The following is a 24,859-nucleotide window of genomic DNA, read 5'->3' as shown; positions in this document are numbered from 1 at the left end:
ATCTGTTTACTCAAAATAAATACAGTAGATTATTACTTTTTATTTCCAAATTCATCTAAATGAATAGCTTGGCATATAAGCCAAGCCTTCCATTCAGCAGTTTAGTTTAATATTTAATTAATGTTTTTAAGTCAATACCTTGCAATTTGTCACGACCATTTAGATAAGATAGTTCAATAAGGAATGCTGCTCCTACGACAACACCGCCTAATTCTTCTACTAATTTTTTTGTTGCTTCTATTGTACCACCTGTAGCTAGTAAATCGTCAATAATTAATACCCGTTGTCCTGGTTTTATTGCATCTTTATGAATGGTTAATACGTCTTTTCCATATTCTAAACCGTACTGTACTTTTATTGTTTCACGAGGTAGTTTTCCCTCTTTACGTACAGGAGCAAAGCCTACTCCTAATGCATAGGCGACAGGACAGCCAATAATAAACCCACGAGCTTCTGGACCTACAACAATATCTACTTCTTTTTCTTTTGCATATTCAACAATTTGTTCTGTTGCATATTTAAAAGCTCCACCGTCAGCCATTAAAGGTGTTATATCTTTAAAGCTAATTCCTTTACTTGGCCAATCTTGAACAATTGCTACAAATTTCGTTAAATCCATAATTCTGCCTCCTCAAGTTTCGCAGTGCCAATAAACAAATCTAAATTCTCTTTTAATTGCTTGTATGAAGATAAAAGTAAGTTCTTTTCCAATTGGATAATCTCTTGTCTTGATTGGTACGTTTTTGAGTTAGATAAGTCTCTTTTTTCCGGAGTTTTGACGACTGTTATAATACCATTACTCATTGTAACAAAATCCAATTCAAAAAACACAGTCGTCATAAACTTTAATGTACGAACTGACCAACCTTTTCGTCTAGCCAAATCGACTCCATACTGACGAAGATCAAAGACACCTTTTTTATAGAGAAACGCATAGTACCATTTAAAGTCATCTCTTGTTGGCATCGTATTTAACATTTCAATTTCTTCCTGATGAAAATGGGCATAAATTCTAGCCACTTTCTTACCACTAAGCAAGTACTGTAGTTGCTGTTTTGATTGTGGGAAGTCCACTAAGACAACATTCATACCATCTAGTACACAATCACGTGCAGCCGCTTCTGAATGAATAATTGCAAGCTCATGACTATTGTTTGTTAAATTCATCTGTTTTATTGTGTTTTCTCGGAAAATAATAAATTTCCGATTATTTGTTGGTATTTGATTCATCCATTCATTTAATTTTCGATTGCTCCGAAAGTCAAATAATTGCCACTCATTCACGGCGACATCTTTTAAAATAAGCTGGGGTTTACGAACGTTATTCCACTCATTAATATCTAATTCACCAACAACTGAAACATTTGAGATTGGTGATACTTCTTCGGCAATATAACCCATATGAAAACCTATTCCGTCAAGTTGAGAGTGATCAGTTTCAATCGTTAATTTCACATGTTTTTGATCTGCACCAACTTTTCTTAGTTGCGGCAATTGAACATCATTAATCAATATATTCGGTTTTGGATTGGTCACACCGAACGGAGCAAGTTTATACATTTCCTCGATAGCTAATAAGTTTATATCTTCCAAAGAAAATACACCGTCAATATTCGTAATAGGTATAAAATCTTCGGCTGTTAATTGTTCATGGGCCAAATCATTTAATCGCTTTCGTAAAATAGACACATCTTCTATTTTTAAAGTCATTCCTGCCGCCATTGGATGACCACCAAAATGCAGTAATATATCTGTTGATTGGGATAAGTTTGTATACATATTAAATTTTGGAATACTTCTAGCAGAACCTTTTGCAAGTCCTGTCACGGAATCATAAGAAAAGACAATAGCAGGTCGATAATATTTTTCTACTAAACGAGAAGCAACGATTCCGATTACACCAGGATGCCAATTCTCTTTACCGATTAGAATAACCTTGCTGTCTTGATGTTCCACTGATTGATTAATTTCGGTCAGTGCTTCATTCGTCATTTGTTCAACAATTGTTTGTCTTTCCTTATTTAAATCATCTATTTCAGAAGCTAGAAATTCTGCTTCTTTTTTATCATTGGATAAAAATAAATCAACGACAATACCGGCATGTTCCAATCTACCTGGTGCATTTATTCTAGGAGCAAGTCCAAAGCTAATCGTTTCTTCATTTAATGCTTGTTGGTTAATTCCCGATTTTTGCATTAACGCTTTTAAGCCGAGATGGTTCGAAGTTTGCAATAACGGTAAACCTTTTTTTACAAATAATCGATTTTCATCACGAAGAGGAACTAAATCAGCAATTGTTCCGATTGCAACAAAAGGGAGAAGTTCTTCGGGTGCTTCACCTAATAGTGCTGTTGCTACTTTATAGGCCACTCCAACACCAGCTAATTCTTGAAAAGGATAAGTGGAGTCTTGCCTTTTCGGATGGATAATTGCTAAACAATCTGGCAATTCAAGGCCAGGTTCATGGTGATCTGTTACGATTAAATCAATGCCAATTTCCTTTGCTACTTTCGCTTCATGTATGCCGGATATACCATTATCCACGGTTATTAATAGTTCGTATCCAGCATCTTTTAGATTCCTAAATGCCTGTTCATTCGGGCCATATCCTTCTGTGAAGCGGTTTGGTATATAATAGTCGGCATTCGCACCAAGTGTGTGTAATGTTTTTAATAAGACATACGTACTCGTTACGCCATCCGCATCGTAATCGCCATAAACAACAATTTTCTCCCCATTCCGTATCGCTTGATGAACTCGTTCAACACATATATCCATATCGTTAAGTAGGAAAGGATGATGAAAATCACTATTTGAATCTAAAAAGAGATTCGCTTCTTGAGCAGTATCTATTCCTCGATTAACTAACAAATTCGCTACTAGAGGTGTTAACTGTAATTTATTCACTAGTTCTTCCGCTTTTTGGCGATTTCCTTCATTAATCACCCAGCGTGTTTTGGCTTGTAACATTATTCTATCACCTCTCAACTCATCCATTATACTAGAGAGATGAAAGTGAATCAATTAGGTGTACAACATTTTCATTTGTTTTCATGAATCAGAAATGTTAAGTTACATTTGTTACTTTCTGGTGGCAAGATGAAACGAATAAAAAACTCGCCCTAAGACGAAAAGAGCGAGTTTTTTTATTGAATTACACTTGTGGTTGATCTGAATACTTTTTCTTTTCTTTATACGTAATTAATACACCTTTTTGTTTAAGCTCTCTACCTTTCCAAGCAAGCCATAATTGTGAAGCGATGAATAGAGAAGAATATACCCCGATGATTAATCCGACAAACATCGCAAGTGAGAAATTCCAAATAGCTTCACTGCCCATCAAAAGTAAAGCAACGACAGGGAGGATAGTCGTAACTACCGTATTAATGGAACGGGTAAACACTTGTCGTAAACTGCCGTTGACAATTTGAACCAGTTCCTCATATTTCCGGATTTTCTTTTTCTTCTTGAGATGGTCACGAATTCGGTCAAATGTAACGATCGTATCATTAATCGAATAACCTACAATCGTTAAAATTGCCGCGACAAAGTTCAAATCGACTTCAAGACGGGTAATGCTGAAAATAGCAACCATGAAGAACACATCATGGAGAAGCGCAACGATTGCAGAAACACCCATCCTCCATTCGAACCTGAGACCAACATAAATAATCATACCAATAGAAGCAATAATAATAGCTTTAATCGCATTTCTTACTAACTCTTTCCCAACAGTCGGTGTTACAACACTAACACTTGGATCAGATCCATATTTTTCATGGAAATATTGTTTCATATTATTAATTTCTTTTTGTGTTAATGTGCCTTTATATCGAACAACAGCCCGATCATGATTGTCACCAGATAACACGATATCATCCGTTTTTATATCGAATTTACTAAGTTCAGTTTTGACTTCCTGAGTCGTTAAAGCCTTATTAGACATAATTTCAATCCGAGCACCACTTGTAAAATCGATAGACAAATTCAAACGGAAAATAGATAGCATGATTAAGCCAATGACAATAAGAACACCAGAGGCAATGAAAAATTTATTTTTATGTTTGACAAAATCAACACGATCAAATTTTGTTGTTAACTCGGTTGTATCGACGCCTTCTTTAATATCGTGTATATTCGTTGGTTTTACTCCAAACCAACGAACCTTATCATTTAACCAGTTACTCTTTATTAATAACCCTAAAATTAAGTGGGATAAATAAACAGCTGTAATAAAACTTACTAAAATACTAACGATTAACATTGTTGCAAAGCCCTTGACAGAACTTTCTCCATAAATAAACAATACAACAGCAGCAAGAATGGTTGTCAACTGTGAGTCAATAATTGTAATTAAGGATGATTTCGTTGATTCTTTATAGGCAGCTTGTAGAGAACGTCCAACTCTTATCTCCTCTTTTAGTCTTTCATAGGAAATAACATTGGCATCAACCGCCATCCCAATTCCAAGTAATAAGGCTGCTATCCCAGGTAAAGTTAGTACAGCATTCAGACCGTCATAAACAGCAAGAATTAGCCATATATATATAGTCATTGTAATACTAGCAATTAAACCCGGTAATCGATAAAAAGCAATTAAGAATAAATAGATAGCTGCAATACCAATCATTCCGGCAGTAACTGTTTTTTGTAATGCATTGGCACCAAATTGAGCACCAACTGAGGTAGAATAGATTTCCTTCAATTTAACTGGCAATGCACCTGCATTTAAGAGTTCAGCTAATGTTTTTGCCTCTTCTACAGTAAATTGACCTGTAATTTCTACATCACTACTATTAATCACTTTAGAAACTCTTGGTGCGGAAATAAATTTTGGATCTGCTTTCGTCGCTTCAGAGGCATACGAATCTGTCTTCTTATCAAAGTCTAACCATATAACCATAACAGATGGGCTTTTTTGCATCGCTTTCTCAGTTGCATGAGCAAAACGAGCTGCATCCTTTAATTTTAACGTTACATTTGGATTTCCACTTTGATCATAAGATTGTTTTGCACCGCCCTGGACAAGATCAGTGCCATCTAGTAATTTATTATCTTCTGCATCACGAAATGATAATTCAGCCGTTGTAGATAACATATCCCTTGCTTGTTTTTGATCTTTAATTCCAGCAAGCTGAACTCGAATCCGATTTCCTTCTTCTACATCAATTCTCGGTTCACTAACTCCTAATGCATTAATACGTTTATTCAATGCTTGAGCCGTACTTGTTAACGTTGATTCGGTAATTTTATCACCATCGTTAACAGGGCTTACTTGGTATAAAACTTCAAATCCACCTTGAAGGTCAAGACCTAGTTTGATTCTATCAAGAATAGGATTAGTAGTGGTACCAAGTAGACTAGCAAACAGTATGACGATGAGAAAAACTGCTATAATTCTACTGCGTTTAACCATCTGTTTCATAATCCTCCTTACGAGAACACCCATACTAGCTATTCAAAACGTTTTCATATGAGGTTTTCAGACTAAATTAGAACATGTACATTATGTTACAATTAAAGGTGACTGTCAATTTTTCTTATTTTTTTAACAATTCATCCAGTTCCTTCATGCCATCTTCAGAAAACCAATCTGGTCCTTTTAAATGCTCGACGGTTTGAAAAGCGATGAAATCACTCACTTTCACTTGAAGAATATCGCTAACAATTTCATAAATATGTGTATTTTCTTTCGGTTTTCGCCATTTCTTTGTAATTAAATAGTTCCACAGTTGATCTTCAGTCACATAATCATAGTCATATACTTTGAATTCATCCAACTTCGATCTTAAGACAACGGCCACATCTTCCCTATATTTTTCATAAAGATGAGTAATCAACTCAAATCCTCCCTTTTCCTTCATTGCTTTATCCTTCACAATCGGAAACAATCCTAACGGTACTGTTATTTCTCATTTCTCGTAAAAACTAGGCAAGGTTGTCCAAAAGTTTGCATATATATCATTGTAATAAAAAATATCTCATTTGAGAAGGCAGGGAACGGAAATGTCGAAATTTTTAAAAGGAACAATGATCCTTCTTGTTGCCGGTCTTATTACGAGAATTCTTGGATTCATCAATCGTATTTTAATCGCACGGTTTATCGGCGAAGAAGGTGTAGGATTATATATGATGGCATACCCAACCTTCATCTTAGTTGTTACACTAACTCAAATGGGTTTACCAGTTGCAATTTCAAAACGGGTGGCAGAAGCTGATGCAGTAGGCGATACAGCAAAGGTAAAGAAAATTTTTGTTGTTTCATTAATCATGACATTAACATTATCGATTATTTTTACGCCTGCATTATTTTTCGGGGCACCATATTTTGCAGAAACAATTTTCACCGATTCTAGAACAATTTACCCACTTCTCGCCATCACACCTGTAATTCCAATTATTGCTGTCAGTTCAGTAATTAGAGGATACTTTCAAGGTAAACAAAATATGAAGCCAGCTGCCTTATCCCAGTTAATTGAGCAGCTTATCCGAATTGTCTTTATTGGAATTTTAACGAGAATCTTTTTACCGTATGGCATTGAATTTGCTGCCGCTGCTGTGATGATTGCAACAATCATTGGTGAACTTGCTTCCTTGCTTTATTTATTAACGATGTTTAAGTTTAGAAAAGCTTTCCCATTACGTAAAAATTTTTTTAAAAGTTTAACGAATACGCGTAATATTTTCAATGAGTTGATGAGTATCGCATTACCTACAACGGGCAGTCGAATGATTGGTTCTATTTCATGGTTTTTTGAACCGATTGTTGTCACTCAGGCGTTGGCATTAGCTGGGGTTAGTACCGTACTCGCAACAAAACAATATGGTTCACTAACTGGACTGGCAATGCCTTTAGTTTTACTCCCGTCCTTTATAACGGTTGCTTTAAGTACTTCACTTGTTCCAGCAATTAGTGAGGCACATTCATTAAAGCAGTACGCAGTTGTTGAAAAGCGAATCCAACAAGCTTTAAAATTTTGTATATTAACAGGTGCATTACCCGTCGTTGTTCTTCTTATATTAGCTAGTCCGTTGATGGAAATTTTATATAACTCAGCTAATGGTGCAGTTTTTATCAAAATGATTGCTCCTTTTATTATTTTGCAATATTTACAATCACCACTCCAGTCTGCCTTACAAGCTTTGGATTTGGCCCGTGCTGCCATGATTAATAGTTTAATTGGTGCAGTTGCCAAATTAGCTATTATCTTTTTACTTGCTTCCAATCCTAGTTTCGGTATAAATGGCGTGGCAATCGGTATCGTCGTTGGCTTTGTTTTAGTAACACTACTTCATTATGCGACAATTTTAAAAGTGATTCCGTTAACTTTTTATGTGCGCTTTTATGTGAAAGTATTGATTATTACGATGGTAACAGGTCTAGCAGGTAACTATTTATTTCCAATTTTCGTTGAACAAGTCTCCACATTTTTTGCCGTGTTACTCAGTATTAGTGCAATGATCGGAATATATATTGCTCTTTCATTTTTTATAGGTGTTATTGGTAAAGGTGATGTTCAAAAAGCAATTTCGCTCGTTTTCCCTCATCGAAGGTAAATATGATATATAAAATGGCTGTCCTCAAACGGATAATACAAATCCATGTTTGAGGCAGCCAAGTTTATCAAACACCTAAGCCACGTTTGCATCCGATTTTTCTCGAACTTAAAGAAGGGCTTCCTCTGAGAAATCAAGGCTAGAGGCTTTAGGCCAACACGATATTTGTCACTCAGACTGCCACACTTTTGTTTCGCCACAAGTCATTCGGGGTTTAACCCCCTACTATATCGTTGAGTTATTTTACATTCGTCCCCCACTAGAAAAAGGGGGGAGTCCATTGAATAAAATGAACTTTACAAGTCATTTTTATCGATATGCAATTTCCCGTTTTCATAACTACAGAAGGAAACTTCCTCCAATTTTTTATAACCTCTTTTATATATCTCATTTAATAACCATTCTTTAGATATATTAAGTTCACTAAGTTTATCTTCTTGAATTTGACCATTCACAATTAGACCAACTGTATGCCCTTTTTTATTTTTTTCTTTTTTTAGTACAGATAGTTTTCCCGTTGGCTCAAGGATAGCAAATTCTACGTCTGAAATATAACGAATTTGTTGTTCTCGTAATTGCATTAATAAATCATCAAAATTATATCTTTCCTTTTTCATTTCTTTTTCATTAATTTTGCCGTTTTTTATAATTATTGTCGGCTCTCCATCAATGAGCTTTCGATATTTTCGACTACGTAAGGAAAAAAAGGCTGAAAGAACTTGGACAATAACGAGTATTCCCATTGGAACTAACGGTTGGAATAATGGTTCATTTTGTTCTTCTATACTAATTACTGCAATGTCTGCAATCATAATGAATACAACAAGATCAATGATACTTAACTCACCGATTTCCCTTTTCCCCATAATCCGAAAAATAATTACAATTAACAAGTAAACGAAAACCGTACGTAAAATTAGGTTCATATAAATATCCATTTTGCTGCCTCCATTTCGTCCTCAAAATATTTTGCTTCAACACATGGCTTTTTATTCTTATTTCGTTTCGTGTTATTTGACTTGTTACAGAATCACAGGTTTTTAGCTATTATTAACATGATTCACTTCTGATGAAGCCATTCAAACAATTTTCACACCGCATAGGATACCAATTTTTTCAATCAAATTACAATACATCGTCGTTTTTGCAACCTCACAAACTTAAAATAGTCTCCTTTTTGGAGACTCACCATTTCCATTAATTATCGTTGGTTTTTTGAAGATAATTTCTGATTTAACTCTTGAATTGATGAAGTTTTTGTAAAATGTATTCTAATTCATCTCCAACGTGAATATGCTTGTACCGATAGATAAAAAAATACAAGTTTTGGGGGAGAAGATATGGATTCAAGAAGGTTGGGTATTTCTGTTTTAATTGGATTAGGTGTCATTTATGTAGTTGCTGCATTTTGTAGCTTAATATTTTCACTGATTCTGAAGTTTACATCAGTTCAAGAAATCCAACTGAACTTAGTCATCACGATTATTTCTTTCGTGTCTTTGTTTATCGGTGGTTTTGTTGCCGGTGGACGTGGTAAAGAAAAAGGATGGCTTCTTGGAGCATTAACAGGATTTTTATACACTGGAATTAATTTTATGTTTCAATATTTAGGATTTGATTCTGTATTTAATTTTGAACAATTGATTTACTATATTTGCTTTACAGTAACTGCGATCATGGGTGGCATCCTTGGTGTAAATATCATTGGTAACCATTCTCGGCAAGCTTAAGAAATTCAAGCTTGCTTTTTTGCTAATAAGAAGACTCTAGTAGCTACAAAAGCCGAAAAACTGTCTTTCTTATCAAGTGAGCTCTTGTCTCTCACTTCGCAAAGGCTTGTGTATCTTTTTATGGTGACCGTTTGGAATGAATTTATGTTTTTCTGAAGTTAAAGCCGTATTTCCGAAGTTCAAGACTTTTTTCCGAAGATGGCAACCTTTTTCCGAAGTTATGATTTTTATTTCCGAAGATAGGCGCGTTTTTTCCGAAGTTGTTCCTTATATTTCCGAAGTTGAAGCATTAGTTCCGAAGTTCACTCCTTTTTTTCAAAAATAGGCAAATCAAATGGTTTGTTGACTTCAAAGACGTTTTCTCATACAGAAAAATTAAAACCCAGTACCTACAAATAGGACTGGGTAAATGGTAGTTATGAATTATTTGATTTTTCAACTACATCGCGAATTGCGCTGCGGTCGTATGTAAGACGGCTTCCATCACCACATTTAATAACAACCGTGCTATCATCCATTGAATCGATAAAACCGTGAAGTCCGCCAATAGTTACTACCTTATCTCCTTTTTCAAGACCCGCTTGCATCTGTTGAACTGCTTTTTGACGCTTTTGTTGCGGACGAATCAAAAGGAAATAAAAGATAGCAAACATAACAACTAACATGATAATACTATATGCTGATTGACCCAATTTATTTTCCTCCTTTCACTATTAAAAATTTTTCGCATTAGGTTTATTAAAACCATATTGTTCAAAAAATTCTTCTCTGAAGTCCCCAAGACGATCTTCGCGAATTGCTTGACGGACTTGCTCCATTAATTTTATCAGAAAATGTAGGTTATGATAAGTACAAAGTCGAAATCCGAATATTTCATTTGTATGAACTAAATGTCGAATATAGGCACGACTATAATTTCGACATACATAACAATCACAATTTTCATCAAGTGGACGAAAATCACGGGCAAATTTCGCATTTTTTACGACTAGTCGACCGGTAAACGTCATCACTGTTCCATTTCTACCAATGCGAGTTGGTAACACACAGTCAAACATGTCAATTCCGCGAATAGCTCCGTCGATAAGTGAATCCGGTGAACCCACTCCCATTAAATAGCGTGGTTTATTTGTTGGTAAAAGTGGAGTTGTGAATTCAAGCATTCGATTCATAATATCTTTTGGTTCACCTACAGAAAGACCGCCAACTGCATAGCCCGGGAAATCAAGTGACACTAAATCTTCTGCACTTTGCTTACGTAAGTCTTCATATTCTCCACCTTGAACAATTCCGAATAAACCTTGATCTTCGGGACGTGTGTGAGCTTTTAAGCAACGTTCCGCCCAACGAGAAGTCCGTTCCACCGATTTTTTCATATAATCATGTTCAGCCGGATATGGTGGACATTCATCAAAAGCCATCATAATATCTGAACCAAGGGCATTTTGGACTTCCATTGATATTTCTGGAGATAAGAATAGTTTGTCCCCATTTAAATGATTACGAAAATGAACGCCTTCTTCTTCAATTTTCCGGAATTCACTTAAACTGAACACTTGGAATCCACCAGAATCTGTTAAAATGGCTTGATCCCAGTTCATAAATGTATGAAGCCCTCCAGCCTCACGAATGATTTCATGACCAGGACGTAACCATAAATGATATGTATTACTTAAGATTACACCAGCCCCCATTTCTTTTAATTCTTCTGGGGACATTGTTTTTACTGTAGCAAGTGTACCAACTGGCATAAACATTGGTGTCTCATAAGATCCGTGTGGAGTATGTAACATCCCAAGTCTTGCTCCAGTTTGTTTGTCAGTTTTTATTAATTCATAACGAATTGCAGTCAAGTTCGTGTTGCTCCTTTCTTTGTACCATTCTGTTACTTCCTCAAAAGAAACCCTCTATATTAGAACATATTCATTCCAGTAAATCATTCTTTATCTAGGGTGACCTTCAATGTTATTTAATAAACATTGCATCACCAAAGCTGAAAAAGCGATATCGTTCCTGCACAGCTGTATGATAAGCATGTAAAATCGTATCACGACCAGCTAATGCACTTACTAGCATAATAAGTGTTGATTTTGGCAAATGAAAGTTCGTCACTAAACAGTCAATCGCCTTATATTCATAGCCTGGATAAATAAAAATCTCTGTCCAACCACTTTCTGCAACAAATTTTCCTTCATGTCTTGAAGCAATTGTTTCAAGTGTTCTTGTCGAAGTCGTTCCAACAGAAATAATACGACCACCACTTGTCTTCACATGATTTAACAACTGTGCAGTCTCTTCTGTCATATGATAAAATTCTGCATGCATTTCGTGTTCTTCAATAACATCTACATTCACAGGCCGGAACGTACCAAGACCAACATGCAAAGTAATAAACGAAACATGTACACCTTTTTTCTTAATCTCAGCTAATAATTCTTCCGTAAAATGAAGACCTGCCGTCGGTGCTGCGGCCGATCCAATTTCGCGTGCATAAACAGTTTGATACCGGTCTTTCTCCTCTAATCGTTCTTTTATATATGGAGGTAGTGGCATCTCACCTAGTTCATCTAATATTTCATAAAAAATACCATCGTATTGAAATTCGAATATTCTTCCACCGTACTCTAATTCATCTATACATTTTGCGATTAGTTTTCCTTCACCAAATGTTAAAACCGTTCCTACTTTTACTCTTTTAGCTGGCTTGACTAATGTTTCCCACCGGTCTCCTTCAATTTGTTTTAGTAAAAGAACTTCAACATGAGCCCCCGTATCTTTCTTTTCACCAAACAATCTTGCTGGCATAACCCTTGTATCATTTAGTACTAAGCAATCTCCTGGATTTAAGTATTGAATAATATCAGCGAATTTACGATGTTCAATCTCACCTGTCTTTTTATCAACAACCATTAACCGGCTACTTGCTCGATCTTTCAATGGAGTTTGTGCAATTAGTTCTTCTGGTAATTCGTAATCAAAATCTTCTAGTTTCATTATTTCCACCAACTTCTATCTAAATCTATTGATAATAAAAAATATAACCGAAAGAATGACACTCAATACAATTGATGTCATAATCGGAAAATAAAAAGTTGTATTTCCCTTATTAATAATAATGTCTCCAGGTAATTTTCCAATCTTGATAAATTGCATAAGTAACCCTATGAGAAAAATGATTCCACCAATCGTCATCAATAATTTGCCGATGCCTGTCATGTTTTTGGAACCTCCATTTGAAAATGTTCGTAAACTGCATGTGTGACAACTCTTCCTCTTGGGGTCCGTTGGAGAAAACCAATTTGCAGTAAATATGGTTCATATACATCTTCTATTGTTCCCGCTTCTTCGCCAATTGTTGCAGCAATTGTTTCGAGACCAACAGGACCACCTTTAAACTTTTCAATGATCCCTTTTAATAATTTATGGTCGATATGATCTAACCCAAGTCGGTCTACTTGTAAAAGATCTAGTGCTTCTTTTGCTAATGAGGATGTAATATTGCCATTACTTTTTACTTGGGCAAAATCTCGAACCCGTCTTAACAATCGATTGGCAATACGTGGCGTGCCTCTGGAACGTAAAGCAATTTCTTCTGCAGCATCATCAGCAATTTCTGCTTCTAATATTGTCGCGGTTCGGTAGATAATTTCTTGTAGCTCATCTGGTTTATAATACTCTAGTCGACTCAATACTCCAAAGCGATCTCTCAGTGGTGCAGACAGAGCACCAGCACGAGTTGTTGCTCCTACTAACGTAAAAGGAGGTAGATCAATTCGAATTGACCTCGCACTTGCCCCTTTCCCAATCACAATATCGAGGCAAAAGTCTTCCATCGCTGGATATAGCACTTCTTCAATGGAACGATTTAGGCGATGAATTTCATCAATAAAAAGTATATCCCCTGGTTCAATTGCTGTTAAAATTGCTGCAAGATCACCTGGCCGTTCAATCGCTGGTCCTGAAGTCGTTCGTAAATTACCGCCCATTTCATTTGCTATAATCGCAGCTAACGTTGTTTTCCCTAAGCCAGGTGGTCCGTAAAGTAAAACATGGTCTAACGTTTCCATTCTCATCTTGGCAGCTTCAATAAATATTTTCAAGTTGTTTTTTACATGCTCTTGTCCAATATATTGATCAAATGAATGGGGACGTAAATGTTGCTCTAAAGATAACTCCTCACTATCTGCTTGGTCTGAAACCATTCGTTCTTCCACTGTAATCCCCCCTTCAACTGATTAAGTTAGCGATCGAAATCAATATCATGACGAATATTGTTTTAAAGAAAACACAAGGCTCGAACCTTTAGACGATAGAAAAAGTAAACTTAGGGTCCGAACCTTTAGCCCAACCAAAGAGCCTAGAGTTCGCCGAAATGAGAGTTTTTGGAATTGATGTAATGCTGCTAGAGCCTTCCTTGTGCGCTATTTGTATTGGAAAGTAGAAATTGGAAAATGAATACTTTCCTATTAGCTAACCGAAAAAACTATATTTGGTTGCGCGAAATATTGCCGAAGTTTTTCTTATACACTGACGCGTTAAGTAAAGATTGCAAATTTTTTACTCTCCTAATAATTTAAAAACCCGATAACTCTTTTAGCGCTAATTTAATAAATTGATCGGTCGTCAATTTTTCCTGTTGTAAGTGACGCATAGCTTTTTTTACTTCCTTATTAGAATATCCTAAAGCTTCTAAAGCTAAAATGGCTTCTTGTCGTTCATGATCGTCATGTCGATCGTTACTTTCGCTTTCCATATCTTCTGGAAAATCATTTATAAATTCATGAAGTTTCCCTTTTAAGTCGAGAATAATTTGCCGAGCAGTTTTTTTACCAACACCAGGAAAGGTCGTTAAAAACTTCTCATTTTCTTGTTCTATTGCGTGGGCGATCTGACCTGGTTCGCCGGCAGCTAATATGGCTAATGCACCTTTTGGACCAATGCCAGATACATTAATCAATTTAATAAAAAACTCCTTTTCCTCTAAAGTTTTGAACCCATATAGTAATTGTGCGTCTTCCCGAACATGAAAATATGTATATATTTTTTGTTTTTGTTGTTCTAAACTAAACGTATACGGATTCGGTGTTAAGATTTGATAGCCAATTCCGTTATTTTCAACAACGATATACTGAGGGCTTACATATTCTAAGGTCCCAATAATATACTCGTACACAAAATCCTCTCCCTATTATTGCTGCCTATCATTTTACCACATTTTTGGAATGAAAGAGAAGAGGACAGGTCTATAGGATCATTCCTAAAAGCCTGTCCTCTTCAACAAGGATACATGATGACGATTTATGAACTATAAAATGATTATACTCCTTGATAAGCTTGGCGAATTATTTCTTCAATTTCAGAGATTAATGGTAGTTTTGGATTGGCATTCGTACATTGATCTTCAAATGCTTTATCAGCTAGCTCAGTGATTTGTTCTTCCAAATCCTCTACTTGTACACCATTTTCTTTCATGCTCATTGGTATATTAATTTCTTTTGCCAATTTTATAATTGCATTCACTAAACTTTCAACGCCTTCCTCTGTCGTACGAGCAGGTAATCCAAGACTTTTTGCAATTTCTGCATAACGTTCATCAGCAATGAAATGTTCATATTTAGGGAACGTTGCAAATTTTGTTGGTTTTTTAGCATTGTATCGGATTACATGTGGTAGAAGAATTGTGTTCATTCGACCATGTGGAATTCCAAATGCTCCACCAAGTTTATGAGCGATACTATGGTTTAAGCCAAGGAATGCGTTAGAAAAAGCCATTCCTGCAATTGTTGATGCGTTATGCATTTTTTCTCTTGCTAATTCGTCGTTACCATGATGATAAGCTCTTGGTAAATATTCAAAAACAAGTTGAATGGCTTTAATTGCTAGCCCATCTGTAAAATCGTTAGCCATGTTCGATACATATGCTTCAATCGCGTGAGTTAGAACGTCCATTCCTGTATCAGCTGTAATGGATTTTGGTAATGACATAACAAATGTTGGATCAATAATTGCAACGTCTGGCGTTAATTCATAGTCAGCTAATGGATACTTAATATCTAAGTCATCATCTGTAATAACTGAGAAGGATGTTACTTCAGAACCTGTACCAGATGTTGTTGGGATACATACTAATTTCGATTTTTTACCTAGTTCAGGGAATTTGTAAATCCGTTTCCGAATATCCATGAATTTTTGTTTTGCACCATTAAACTCAATTTCTTGATGTTCATAGAAAAGCCACATGCCTTTTGCTGCATCAAGAACAGAGCCACCACCAAGAGCAATAATAACATCTGGATGGAAATTCATCATCTGTTCGACACCCTTCATTACTGTATCTACGGAAGGTTCGGTTTGAACGTCTGTGAAAATTTCACTATGAACATAATCAGGTCGTTTTCTTAAATAGTAAAGAACTTTATCGACATAACCTAGTCTTACCATATCTTTATCTGCTACGATAAAAGCTCTAGTAATATCAGGCATTTTTGATAGATATTGTGTTGAGTTTTTTTCAAAGTAAATTTTTGGTGGAATTTTAAACCATTGCATATTTACACGTCTCTTAGCCATTATTTTTTTATTAATTAAGTTGAATGTACCAACGTTTGTAGATACTGAGTTACCGCCGTAAGTTCCACATCCAAGTGTTAATGATGGAATATATGCATTATAAATATCACCGATTCCACCTTGAGATGAAGGTTGGTTAATAATTACACGGCCAGCTTTCATTCTTCTTCCATACTCAAGAATTACGTCTTCATTTTGAGAGTGAATAACCGCTGAGTGACCCATACCATTGTAATGAAGCATTTGCAGTGCACGCTCAATACCTTCATCAGAATTTTTCACCTTGAAGCAAGCTAATACTGGACTTAGCTTTTCCCCAGATAATGGTTCTTCTGGCCCGACTTTTACTGTTTCAGCAATAAGAATTTTTGTATTCTCAGGAACATCTACACCAGCCATTTTCGCAATTTTATAAGCAGATTGGCCAACTACAGCTGGATTTACACTACCATTTTCTTTCATTACAAATTTCTCTACTTTTTTCTTTTCATCTTTTGTTAAGAAGTGACAATTATTAGCAATTAATTCTTGTTTAACAAGATCATAAATTTCTTTATCAATTATGACTGCTTGTTCAGAGGCACAGATCATTCCATTGTCAAAAGTTTTTGATAGGATTAAGTCATTCACTGACCGTTTAATGTTTGCTGATTTTTCAATATAGCAAGGAACGTTACCAGGTCCAACACCTAAAGCTGGTTTTCCAGAACTATATGCTGCTTTAACCATTGCTGATCCACCTGTAGCAAGGATAAGTGACACGCCCGGATGTTTCATTAAGTAGTCTGTCTTTTCCATTGAAGGAGTATCAATCCATTGAATACAATTTTCTGGAGCACCTGCACGAACAGCGGCTTCTAACAATACTTTTGCTGCTTCTTTACTTGATTGTTGTGCTGATGGATGGAATGCAAATATTATTGGGTTACGAGTTTTAATCGCAATTAATGATTTAAACATTGTTGTTGATGTCGGGTTTGTTACAGGTGTTACACCAGCAACGACTCCAACTGGCTCTGCTATTTCAACTATCCCTTCATTATCATCTTCATGAATGATTCCAACGGTTTTATCGTATTTAATGCTGTGATAAATATACTCGGTTGCAAACATGTTTTTAATAATTTTATCTTCATATACACCTTTTTTTGTTTCTTCGTAAGCAACTTTTGCAAGATGCATATGATCATTCAATCCTGCTAATGCCATTTCCTTCACTATGTTATCAATTGTTTCTTGGTCATAATCCATAAACTTATCAAGCGCAACTTGACCTTTAGCTACTAGTTCATCCACTTCATTTAAAAGGGATTCGACTTTCTTCTCTTCTTTTACAATCGTTTTTGTACTCATGTTAAAGGCCTCCTATCTTTTATTAGGGACACAAAGTAACCATGTAAGACTTTTTATGTCCCACTAATACAAAATTTTTAAGTTAGTCTCACAATAGAAAGAACCTAACTTGAATTCTCTTTTCTTTACTATTTCTTTGATTCTTATCTTAGAAAACAAGTAATCCTTGCTTTCTAATTTCATTATATTAGGTCTTCGAAAGGAATACAATATCTTTGTGAAACATTTCACAATTTATTCGAAGGTGTTATTTTTGTGTTTTTATGAAATCGCTGACATTAACTAGAAAACGTTAACAATCATATCCTGCGTTCACAATTCAGAAAGATAAATCGATACTTGTACAAAGAATAGACATATTTCCAACAATATTTTGATAGAAGAGAAAGATTCCGCCACCTTTTGTACATAGTAACACTTCAACTGCTATGTTCTTTTTATCAGTTAGTGGCAAGCGGATGAATAAATTGAATATGGGGAATTACCGGAGAGAGTGAACATGGAGAATGAGGTTAAAAATTCTTTTCCATCTTTTTACGTAATAGGTCGCCTTAACCATCCTAGACGACCTTTATAGCCTTTTTCTCTATAAGTTGGTACTAATCCTCGTTTTCCAATTGAGATTGAATCCGATCAAAAAATTCCTCTGCAGCACTATACCCTTGTTGCATTAAATAATAATTCGTACATGCAGCTTCCACGAGGCCAGCAACATCTCGTCCAGGGTGAAGATGAATCTTTACGTGGGGGATTTTTACACCTAAATATTCTGTGTACTGCGGTTCTAATTCAAGTTCATTATTTAAATCATCTTCTTCCCAAGGACATAATTCGATATCTAAAGCAATTCTCGTTTCTTCTTGAAAAGCTTTTCTTCCATAAACGCGAACTACATTTAGGAGACCGATGCTTCGTAACGCTAAAAATTCCTTATTTGTTTGGTTATGCGTTCCAAGGATGGTTTGAGAACCTGTTTTTTTCAATACAACAATATCATCAGCAATTAACCGATGACTACGTCCGATTAACGTATGAGCTGTTTCACTTTTACCAATCCCTGATTTTCCGCGTAATAAAATACCTACTCCAAAAACATTCATACAAACTGCATGAATCGCCATTTCAGGAGCAAGTTTATTTTTTAAATAATTATTTAACTTATCTACAAACTCAGATGTTTTTTCTGTTGTTCTGAGTAGAGGAATCGATTCTTCTTTACAAAACTTTCTAAGATAAGTTAATCCTTCTAATCCTCTTGTCACAATAAAGCAGGGCGGATGATATTTAACAACATTGCCGATACGATGGCGCCGTTCTTCATCTGTCAATTTATGTAAATATGTAATCTCCTTTTTCCCAAGGATTTGAACTTGCTTTTTGGGAAAATAATCAAAATAACCAATAAATTCAAGACCAGGTCGATGCGTTCTTGGTTGAGTGATCGTTCGGTGTAAAAAATCCCCACCTTCTAATACTTCCAAAGAGAACGCTCGAGCCATTTTTTCAATTGTGATTGATTTCATACATGTACATTCCTTCCGATAGCTTCTTCATACTAAATATATTATCCTTATCTTACAAATTCATTATGGATGATACTTGTATTGTATGTAACATTATATTTTACCACTAAAATATCTCTTTGCAAAAAAAATAATAAGCAAACGTCTCGTACATATATTTGAAACTGTTCTTCAGGTATTCTTTAAAAGCCCATATATTTTTGTTATAATGTTACTCATGAGAAGGCTCTTTTTCTAAAATGTATGTGCCTGGTAGCATACGTGCCTTCTCTCTTTTTTTCGGAAATTTTGCTTGAATTCCTCCCGAGAATAATTTTACACATATTCATTTTATCTTTCTTCTTTTTATTTTTAAGAAAAAAACATTCCACTGAAAATGTTGAGGGTTTGCAAATGATTAAAAGTAAAGAATATCAGTGATGCTAGATCCTTCAGACAACCAAGAGCCGTAGTTACGCTTTACTTTCCTATTAGCTAAAAAAGCTTGCCATTTAGCTATTAAACCGTATGCTAAATGACAAGCCCTTATTATATCAAGTTCGTTTATTCATTCAAAATTATTTACATTGCTTGGCGAATAATTTCCATCACTTCTTCAAGTTTAGCTTTACGTGGGTTTGTTGCTGCACAAGCATCTGCCATCGCATGTTCTGCTAAAATTTGAATATCTTCTTCTTTTGCACCTAATTCTTTGAAACCGCTTGGGATGTTCATATCACGAGCCAGCCGTTCTATCACAGCAATTGCCTTTTCCGCAGCTTCATAAGTGCTTAGTCCATCAACTTTTTCACCTAATGCAATCGCAATATCACGGAAGCGGTCTGGACGAGCAACAAGATTAAATTTACTTACATGTGGTAAAAGAATAGCATTACATACACCATGTGGTAGGTCATAGAAGCCACCAAATTGGTGAGCAATCGCATGAACATATCCTAAAGATGCATTATTAAATGCCATACCAGCTAAATATTGTGCATAAATCATTTGTTCACGAGCTTCTAAATCTTGACCATTTGCAAATGCACGTGGTAAAAATTCCGGAATAAGTTCAATTGCTTTTAAAGCACAAGCATCCGTTAATGGTGTTGCAGCAGTAGATACATATGCTTCTACAGCATGAGTTAAGGCATCTAATCCAGTTGCTGCTGTTAAGGATGGTGGCATACCCATCATTAAAATTGGATCATTTACAGAGAAAGTAGGTGTAACATGTTTGTCAACGATAGCCATTTTTACTTTACGACTTGTATCCGTAATAATCGTGAATTTTGTCATTTCACTTGCTGTACCAGCTGTTGTATTAATCGCTGCAAGAGGTACCATTGGTTTTTCAGAACGATCTAAGCCTTCATAATCATGAATTGTTCCACCATTAGCTGCAACAAGACCAATCCCTTTTGCACAGTCATGAGGACTACCGCCACCAAGAGAAATAATAGAGTCGCAACCTTCTTCATTAAATATTTTCAAACCAGCTTCCACATTTTTATCTGTAGGATTCGGTACAACATCTGCGAAAGTAACAACCTCTAATCCTACTTCACGTACAATACCAGCTACACGATCAGCATGACCTAAACTTACCATACCTTGGTCAGTTACAATCAACGTTTTTTTAGAACCAAGTCCTTTAAGTCTTTGTCCCACTTCTTCTACTTTGTCTACTCCAAATAAGTTTACTGTTGGCATATAAAATTCACTTGTTGCCATGATGGGATTCCTCCTTCAGTATCGATTATTCATCCGTTTGTTGGAATTCATCATTTCGAGATTTTTGTCCCAGTATGGTCAAATTTAGTCCCGAAATAGATTAAAAAATAGAACCTTTCCTAACCGAATAAATACTTTCTATCCAACTTAAAAAACGACTGGATAGGCTTTGTAGAAACTTGATTCACTTGTTTAAGCGTTTTCATGTTTCTAATTAGATTATATCGCAAAACGAAGAGAAAACAATCTATTTGTCATATATTTCACATATTATTCACAAAAAGAAAGCCCTCTACCTTTTTTACTGTCCAATCGTTAGACTATAAGGTTTAAAGGCTTCCAAAACTTGAATAAAATCTTCCTTCGTTCGGACTGGGATACCTTTAACTAATTGTTCCTGTGAACGTGTTTCTAGTTTTCCTAAATCAATTTGAAAAAAAGAATGAATAACATTTTCTTCGTTTGGTTTGCCGTTAAAAATGGATAGTGTACCATCCTTCGTTATACCAAAAAAACCATTTGATTTTAGTAAAGGTGAAATATCATTAACGAACTTTGTAAATTTGATATAATCTTGATTCGCAAAAACGAAGGACCAATCCGTATATTTTTTTCTTATTTCGGAATAGGTTAATTCCTCAATGACAACTTCTTCGCTCCTATCACCATCTAAATAATGGCGTTCCAATATAACTACCCTTTGTCGTTCTGCCGCTGCGGTGACGATTTGTTGGGATATACCCATCATTACTATTCCGATGAGAAGTAGTACTATGAGCCGTATACAATGTCTATTTTTGATTATCCTCACCTCAATCATTTCGATTCTACTATTATTTTTACCATTGTTAAATCATAATAACCTAAGGTTCTAAAATAAATTGATCGAGGGAGGAACGTTAGCTATAACTTTGCCTCGACTCTTACGAAAGAACCGAGGCAACTTTAGCATGGTTAAACTTTTAGCTTGAGTCTTTAGACGAAAAGAAAGAGCGTTTTTCGGCTTTGATGTAATGCTCGAAGCCTTCCTTATACGTTTAGAAAAGTAAAAATTGGGAAATTTATACTTTTCTATTATCTAAAATATGTCAGTCTATCCGCTCAGATTTGCCTAAATTAGTTGCTGAATCTTTCGTTAAGGGACAATAACTTACTTGTTAAAATTTCGGCGGTTTTGCTGCTAAATTTCTTTTATGTTCCGAAATTCGATGTAGTCGATCAATAACTTCTCTGTCTTTTTCAGGAATTGTTTCTCCACGTAAATATTTATCAATCTTATCGTAAGTTGTTCCCATTTCACTTTCATCGGTTTGACCTTCCCAAAGACCTGCGCTCGGTGCTTTTTCAATGATATCTTTCGGGACACCTAGAATTTTTGCCATTTCACGAACTTCACCTTTTGTAAAATGAACGAGTGGAACTAAATCGACACCACCATCACCGTATTTTGTAAAGTAACCCGTATGCCATTCCGCAGCATTATCGGTACCAACAACAAGATAACCATAATTCGTTGCGATTTCATATAAAGTAGTCATACGAAGACGGGCTCTCGTATTCGCGTCGCCAATTCGAGTTTTTTCTTCGTTCCATTCCCCTTTATCTTTTAACTCTTTCTCTATGGCCGTGAAGAGAACTTGATGGGTTTCTGTTAAATCAATTTTTAAATAATCAATTCCACTACTTTCCACAACTTTTAAGGCATCCTCTATATCTTGTGGATTACTTTTGCAAGGCATGATTACTCCCATTGACGTGTCGGGAAATGCGCGTTTAATTAAATGGGCGACGACAGCAGAATCAATTCCTCCACTAAGTCCTACAATTAATCCATTTAAATTCGCGTTTTTCACTTGTTGCCGTAACCATTCAATTAGTTTCGTTATTTTTTCTTCCACATTCTGTCATCCTTTCCAATTAGCTAGCTTAATTTTATCATATATAAAAAGCATTATAAAATTGGATGTGATTGTACGTACTTTCTTTTTTAATTATCAAAAAGTTCGCCTTTTTAGGTTATGATATTTGATGAATGATATACAAAAACTCATCAAAGAATTGAATTTTTCATAGAAAGGCTCTGTTTATTTTTATGATTGATGGAAAAGAGATGGCGTTTTCTTAGGTACACGATTTTACAATGCGAGCTAAAAATTTTTAAGAAAGCGAACAAAGCACATTTCTTTGACTCTGAAAGTCAAATTCGGATTCACTCATATGAATAACACAACGGACAAGCTTCGTATGAATGGGCTTGTCCGTTTTTTGGCCTTTTTAGGTGTGGCACATGTTCACTTCCATTCGATTGGCCATTGGCCATGAGTTGAGCGTCTAGAACCCTTCTAGATGACCGTTTCTTCCTTTTTCACCACGATTAAGAAAAAACAGCGAGGTCTATTCCCCGCTGTTATTCGTGCATTTCTATTCTTCATCTTCATCAAATTCTTCTCTTTGGTAATATTCCATGTCCCCTTGATTATATGACATTTGTTCTGGCATATTTCCTGGAAACATTCCCATTGGTGCTGTTTGTGGATACATTGCTTGTGGTAGAGATCCTGATTGAGGGTACATCCCCCCCACATCGTGCATAACCGAACCATACTCATCTCTTGGGAAAGTACTTACTGTTCCGTCTCCCATAAAGGTTGGGTTACTATACTGTGGATATGCTGTACCCATTGTCATCATTGGATTTGCTTGTGGCAATTCAAAGCTTGGGCCACCACAGCCACAATCATCTGATTGAGTTGGCATTCCTTGCATCATCGGGTAAGGTTGTTGCATCATTGGGCTTGGAAAACTTTGTGTCATTGGTACGTTCGATTGCATTGGAAATGTTGTTGGCATAGTAGTTGGCATCATATTCATTGGCATTGGCATTTGATAAGGGTTAGGTGGCAAATTGGTTGTAGTCAAGTTTTCTTCATCAGTTGGAATTTGTGGTGTCACAAACTGTTCTGGGACGGTCGGTACTACCACATCATCTTCCATTAACTGCGATGACATGGCAGGTTGCATGCCATCTCCCATAAATTGAGTCGGCATCCCTTGTTGCATGCCACCTCCCATTGGATATCCTGTCATGAGTAGATTTGGATCTTCTGATTGCATCACTGGATTTGTTCCTAATGGTTGCTGCATCGGATATTGAAACATGTCTGGTGTCATAGTTAGATTTGTCATTGGTTGAAAAGTTGCAATAGGTAGTGGTGACATCATCGGTAGACTTCCATAGCCATGCAACATATGTTGACCAGCATATGGATAGCCATACATATATGGATATTGACACGGATAACAAATTGGACTTATTGACATACACGGAATACCTGAACCTGGTAAAACAGGTGTCATTGGTACACACGGATGACATGGCATCATAGGTGGCATCATCATTTGTGGTTGCTCTTGTTCTGGACATTCAACCATTGGTGCTTCCATTTTAGGTAGTTCAGGAAGTTCCGGTGTTACTGGCAATTCTTTGATTGGTTGTTCTTTTTCAACAATAGGTAGCTCTTTTGGCTGTTGTACCGGTATTTGCTGTTCTATATTCATTTTTGCCATATTAACTTGGTAGTAATTATTTATATCGATTTCGGGAACAATCGGCTGTGGCTTTGGGATATAAATCGGTTTTGGTACTTCCTTTATCACTTCTTTCGGTTTTTCAGCTTTATGATGATGATGCACGACTGGATAAGTTGGTGGCTTCATTTGAACAAATGGATGCTTCGTCATAGGCTTTTCCTTTACTGGCATTTCTTTCATTGGCATTTCTTTCATCGGTGCTTCTTTTTTAACCGATCCACTATGTGTAGGAACTTTAATTTTCATTCCTGGCATGATTTCATCGGGATTGGATAAATGTGAATTTAAGCTTTTTAATTGATTGAAGTCTACACCATATTTTTGGGCAATTTTCCACAGTGTATCTCCTTTTTGGACAATGTGTATCCTCACTCAATTCCCCTCCTAATCTAAACTCGCTATATATTGTATGAAACTATAGGCAAATTGACATTCTTTCTCGTATAAACTTATGAATCTCTTTACGGATTTATGTCGAGGACAGTCGGTACTTGTTTTGTTTATTGGATATTTCATTACATCATGTGGGTGGAAGAATACAATTTATTAACTCAGTATAGAAAACTCATGGCTTGATCCTTCAAGCAACCAAAGAGACTAGAGTTCGCCGAGCGGAAAGAGAGTTTTTCGGCTTTGATGTGCTCGATGCCTTCCTTTTGCGCTTATGCGTATTGGAAAGTAGAAATTGGGGCTGTCCGAAAAGTGGATTTCCTAAAAAATGTGAAAATCAAGAATGTTGATATATCAAGGCTTTGAACATGAATATGGGCATCCGAAAATCAAAATACATTCTTTCTGGGTAGCCCCTATTAACAACAAAAA

At 35.9% G+C, this 24,859-nt stretch carries 19 protein-coding genes; 2 read left to right on the top strand and 17 right to left on the bottom strand.

Annotation, left to right across the window (positions count from 1 at the left end; translation table 11 throughout):
• Nucleotides 1-106: 106 nt before the first annotated feature.
• The 4 genes from BN2144_RS11290 to BN2144_RS11275 form a co-directional block, all read right to left on the bottom strand.
• The gene (locus BN2144_RS11290; RefSeq protein ID WP_033828322.1) at nucleotides 107-619 is read right to left on the bottom strand and encodes an adenine phosphoribosyltransferase; all 513 of its coding nucleotides are present in this window, start codon (nucleotides 617-619) and stop codon (nucleotides 107-109) included.
• Nucleotides 610-2,970: a single-stranded-DNA-specific exonuclease RecJ gene (gene recJ, locus BN2144_RS11285; protein ID WP_033828321.1), complete on the bottom strand. Its 2,361-nt coding sequence runs from the start codon at nucleotides 2,968-2,970 to the stop codon at nucleotides 610-612. Before recJ ends, BN2144_RS11290 begins: the two co-directional genes overlap by 10 nt.
• Nucleotides 2,971-3,154: 184 nt before the next feature.
• Nucleotides 3,155-5,416, bottom strand: a complete 2,262-nt coding sequence (gene secDF, locus BN2144_RS11280) for a protein translocase subunit SecDF (RefSeq protein ID WP_033828604.1) — start codon at nucleotides 5,414-5,416, stop codon at nucleotides 3,155-3,157.
• A gap of 124 nt (nucleotides 5,417-5,540) precedes the next feature.
• Nucleotides 5,541-5,840, bottom strand: coding sequence for a post-transcriptional regulator (locus BN2144_RS11275; RefSeq protein ID WP_230199730.1), 300 nt, complete (start codon nucleotides 5,838-5,840; stop codon nucleotides 5,541-5,543).
• A gap of 166 nt (nucleotides 5,841-6,006) precedes the next feature.
• Here BN2144_RS11275 and spoVB point away from each other — a divergent pair, with 166 nt between their 5' ends.
• On the top strand, nucleotides 6,007-7,557 hold the full coding sequence (spoVB, locus tag BN2144_RS11270; RefSeq protein ID WP_033828319.1) for a stage V sporulation protein B: 1,551 nt from the start codon (nucleotides 6,007-6,009) through the stop codon (nucleotides 7,555-7,557).
• Nucleotides 7,558-7,853: 296 nt separating this feature from the next.
• Here the strand turns inward: spoVB and BN2144_RS11265 are convergent, their stop codons facing one another.
• Complete coding sequence (locus BN2144_RS11265) at nucleotides 7,854-8,495, bottom strand: DUF421 domain-containing protein (RefSeq protein WP_033828318.1); 642 nt, start codon at nucleotides 8,493-8,495, stop codon at nucleotides 7,854-7,856.
• A 402-nt stretch (nucleotides 8,496-8,897) separates the two neighbouring features.
• Here BN2144_RS11265 and BN2144_RS11260 point away from each other — a divergent pair, with 402 nt between their 5' ends.
• On the top strand, nucleotides 8,898-9,287 hold the full coding sequence (locus BN2144_RS11260; RefSeq protein WP_033828317.1) for a TIGR04086 family membrane protein: 390 nt from the start codon (nucleotides 8,898-8,900) through the stop codon (nucleotides 9,285-9,287).
• A gap of 416 nt (nucleotides 9,288-9,703) precedes the next feature.
• Here the strand turns inward: BN2144_RS11260 and yajC are convergent, their stop codons facing one another.
• The 12 genes from yajC to safA form a co-directional block, all read right to left on the bottom strand.
• Complete coding sequence (gene yajC / locus BN2144_RS11250) at nucleotides 9,704-9,952, bottom strand: preprotein translocase subunit YajC (RefSeq protein ID WP_033828603.1); 249 nt, start codon at nucleotides 9,950-9,952, stop codon at nucleotides 9,704-9,706.
• Between the two features lie 48 nt (nucleotides 9,953-10,000).
• Nucleotides 10,001-11,140 carry a tRNA guanosine(34) transglycosylase Tgt gene (tgt, locus tag BN2144_RS11245; RefSeq protein ID WP_033828315.1) on the bottom strand — a complete coding sequence of 380 codons (1,140 nt, stop codon included), beginning with the start codon at nucleotides 11,138-11,140 and terminating at the stop codon, nucleotides 10,001-10,003.
• A 112-nt stretch (nucleotides 11,141-11,252) separates the two neighbouring features.
• A complete protein-coding gene (gene queA, locus BN2144_RS11240) occupies nucleotides 11,253-12,281 on the bottom strand; it encodes a tRNA preQ1(34) S-adenosylmethionine ribosyltransferase-isomerase QueA (protein ID WP_033828314.1) in 1,029 nt (342 codons plus the stop codon).
• 15 nt (nucleotides 12,282-12,296) lie between these two features.
• Entirely contained in the window at nucleotides 12,297-12,503 is a 207-nt protein-coding gene (locus tag BN2144_RS11235; protein WP_033828313.1) for a DUF2905 domain-containing protein, read from the bottom strand.
• Nucleotides 12,500-13,501 carry a Holliday junction branch migration DNA helicase RuvB gene (gene ruvB / locus BN2144_RS11230; RefSeq protein WP_033828312.1) on the bottom strand — a complete coding sequence of 334 codons (1,002 nt, stop codon included), beginning with the start codon at nucleotides 13,499-13,501 and terminating at the stop codon, nucleotides 12,500-12,502. The genes BN2144_RS11235 and ruvB overlap by 4 nt, the downstream gene beginning before the upstream one ends.
• A gap of 359 nt (nucleotides 13,502-13,860) precedes the next feature.
• Nucleotides 13,861-14,460, bottom strand: coding sequence for a Holliday junction branch migration protein RuvA (ruvA, locus tag BN2144_RS11225; RefSeq protein ID WP_033828311.1), 600 nt, complete (start codon nucleotides 14,458-14,460; stop codon nucleotides 13,861-13,863).
• Nucleotides 14,461-14,603: 143 nt separating this feature from the next.
• Entirely contained in the window at nucleotides 14,604-17,210 is a 2,607-nt protein-coding gene (adhE, locus tag BN2144_RS11220) for a bifunctional acetaldehyde-CoA/alcohol dehydrogenase (protein WP_033828310.1), read from the bottom strand.
• Between the two features lie 599 nt (nucleotides 17,211-17,809).
• Nucleotides 17,810-18,733, bottom strand: a complete 924-nt coding sequence (gene hprK / locus BN2144_RS11215) for an HPr(Ser) kinase/phosphatase (protein ID WP_033828309.1) — start codon at nucleotides 18,731-18,733, stop codon at nucleotides 17,810-17,812.
• Nucleotides 18,734-19,294: 561 nt separating this feature from the next.
• On the bottom strand, nucleotides 19,295-20,446 hold the full coding sequence (locus BN2144_RS11210; RefSeq protein WP_033828308.1) for an iron-containing alcohol dehydrogenase: 1,152 nt from the start codon (nucleotides 20,444-20,446) through the stop codon (nucleotides 19,295-19,297).
• A gap of 301 nt (nucleotides 20,447-20,747) precedes the next feature.
• Complete coding sequence (locus BN2144_RS11205; protein ID WP_050632293.1) at nucleotides 20,748-21,191, bottom strand: BofC C-terminal domain-containing protein; 444 nt, start codon at nucleotides 21,189-21,191, stop codon at nucleotides 20,748-20,750.
• A 412-nt stretch (nucleotides 21,192-21,603) separates the two neighbouring features.
• Nucleotides 21,604-22,344 carry an NAD(+) synthase gene (gene nadE / locus BN2144_RS11200; RefSeq protein ID WP_033828307.1) on the bottom strand — a complete coding sequence of 247 codons (741 nt, stop codon included), beginning with the start codon at nucleotides 22,342-22,344 and terminating at the stop codon, nucleotides 21,604-21,606.
• 523 nt (nucleotides 22,345-22,867) lie between these two features.
• Nucleotides 22,868-24,409, bottom strand: a complete 1,542-nt coding sequence (safA, locus tag BN2144_RS20775; protein ID WP_050632292.1) for a SafA/ExsA family spore coat assembly protein — start codon at nucleotides 24,407-24,409, stop codon at nucleotides 22,868-22,870.
• Nucleotides 24,410-24,859 lie beyond the last annotated feature (450 nt).

The organism is Bacillus andreraoultii, assembly GCF_001244735.1.
In the GTDB taxonomy this organism is placed as follows: domain Bacteria; phylum Bacillota; class Bacilli; order Bacillales; family Caldibacillaceae; genus Caldifermentibacillus; species Caldifermentibacillus andreraoultii.
Note: the sequence above shows the minus strand (reverse complement) of the source record. Positions and strands in the feature narration are given on the sequence as shown.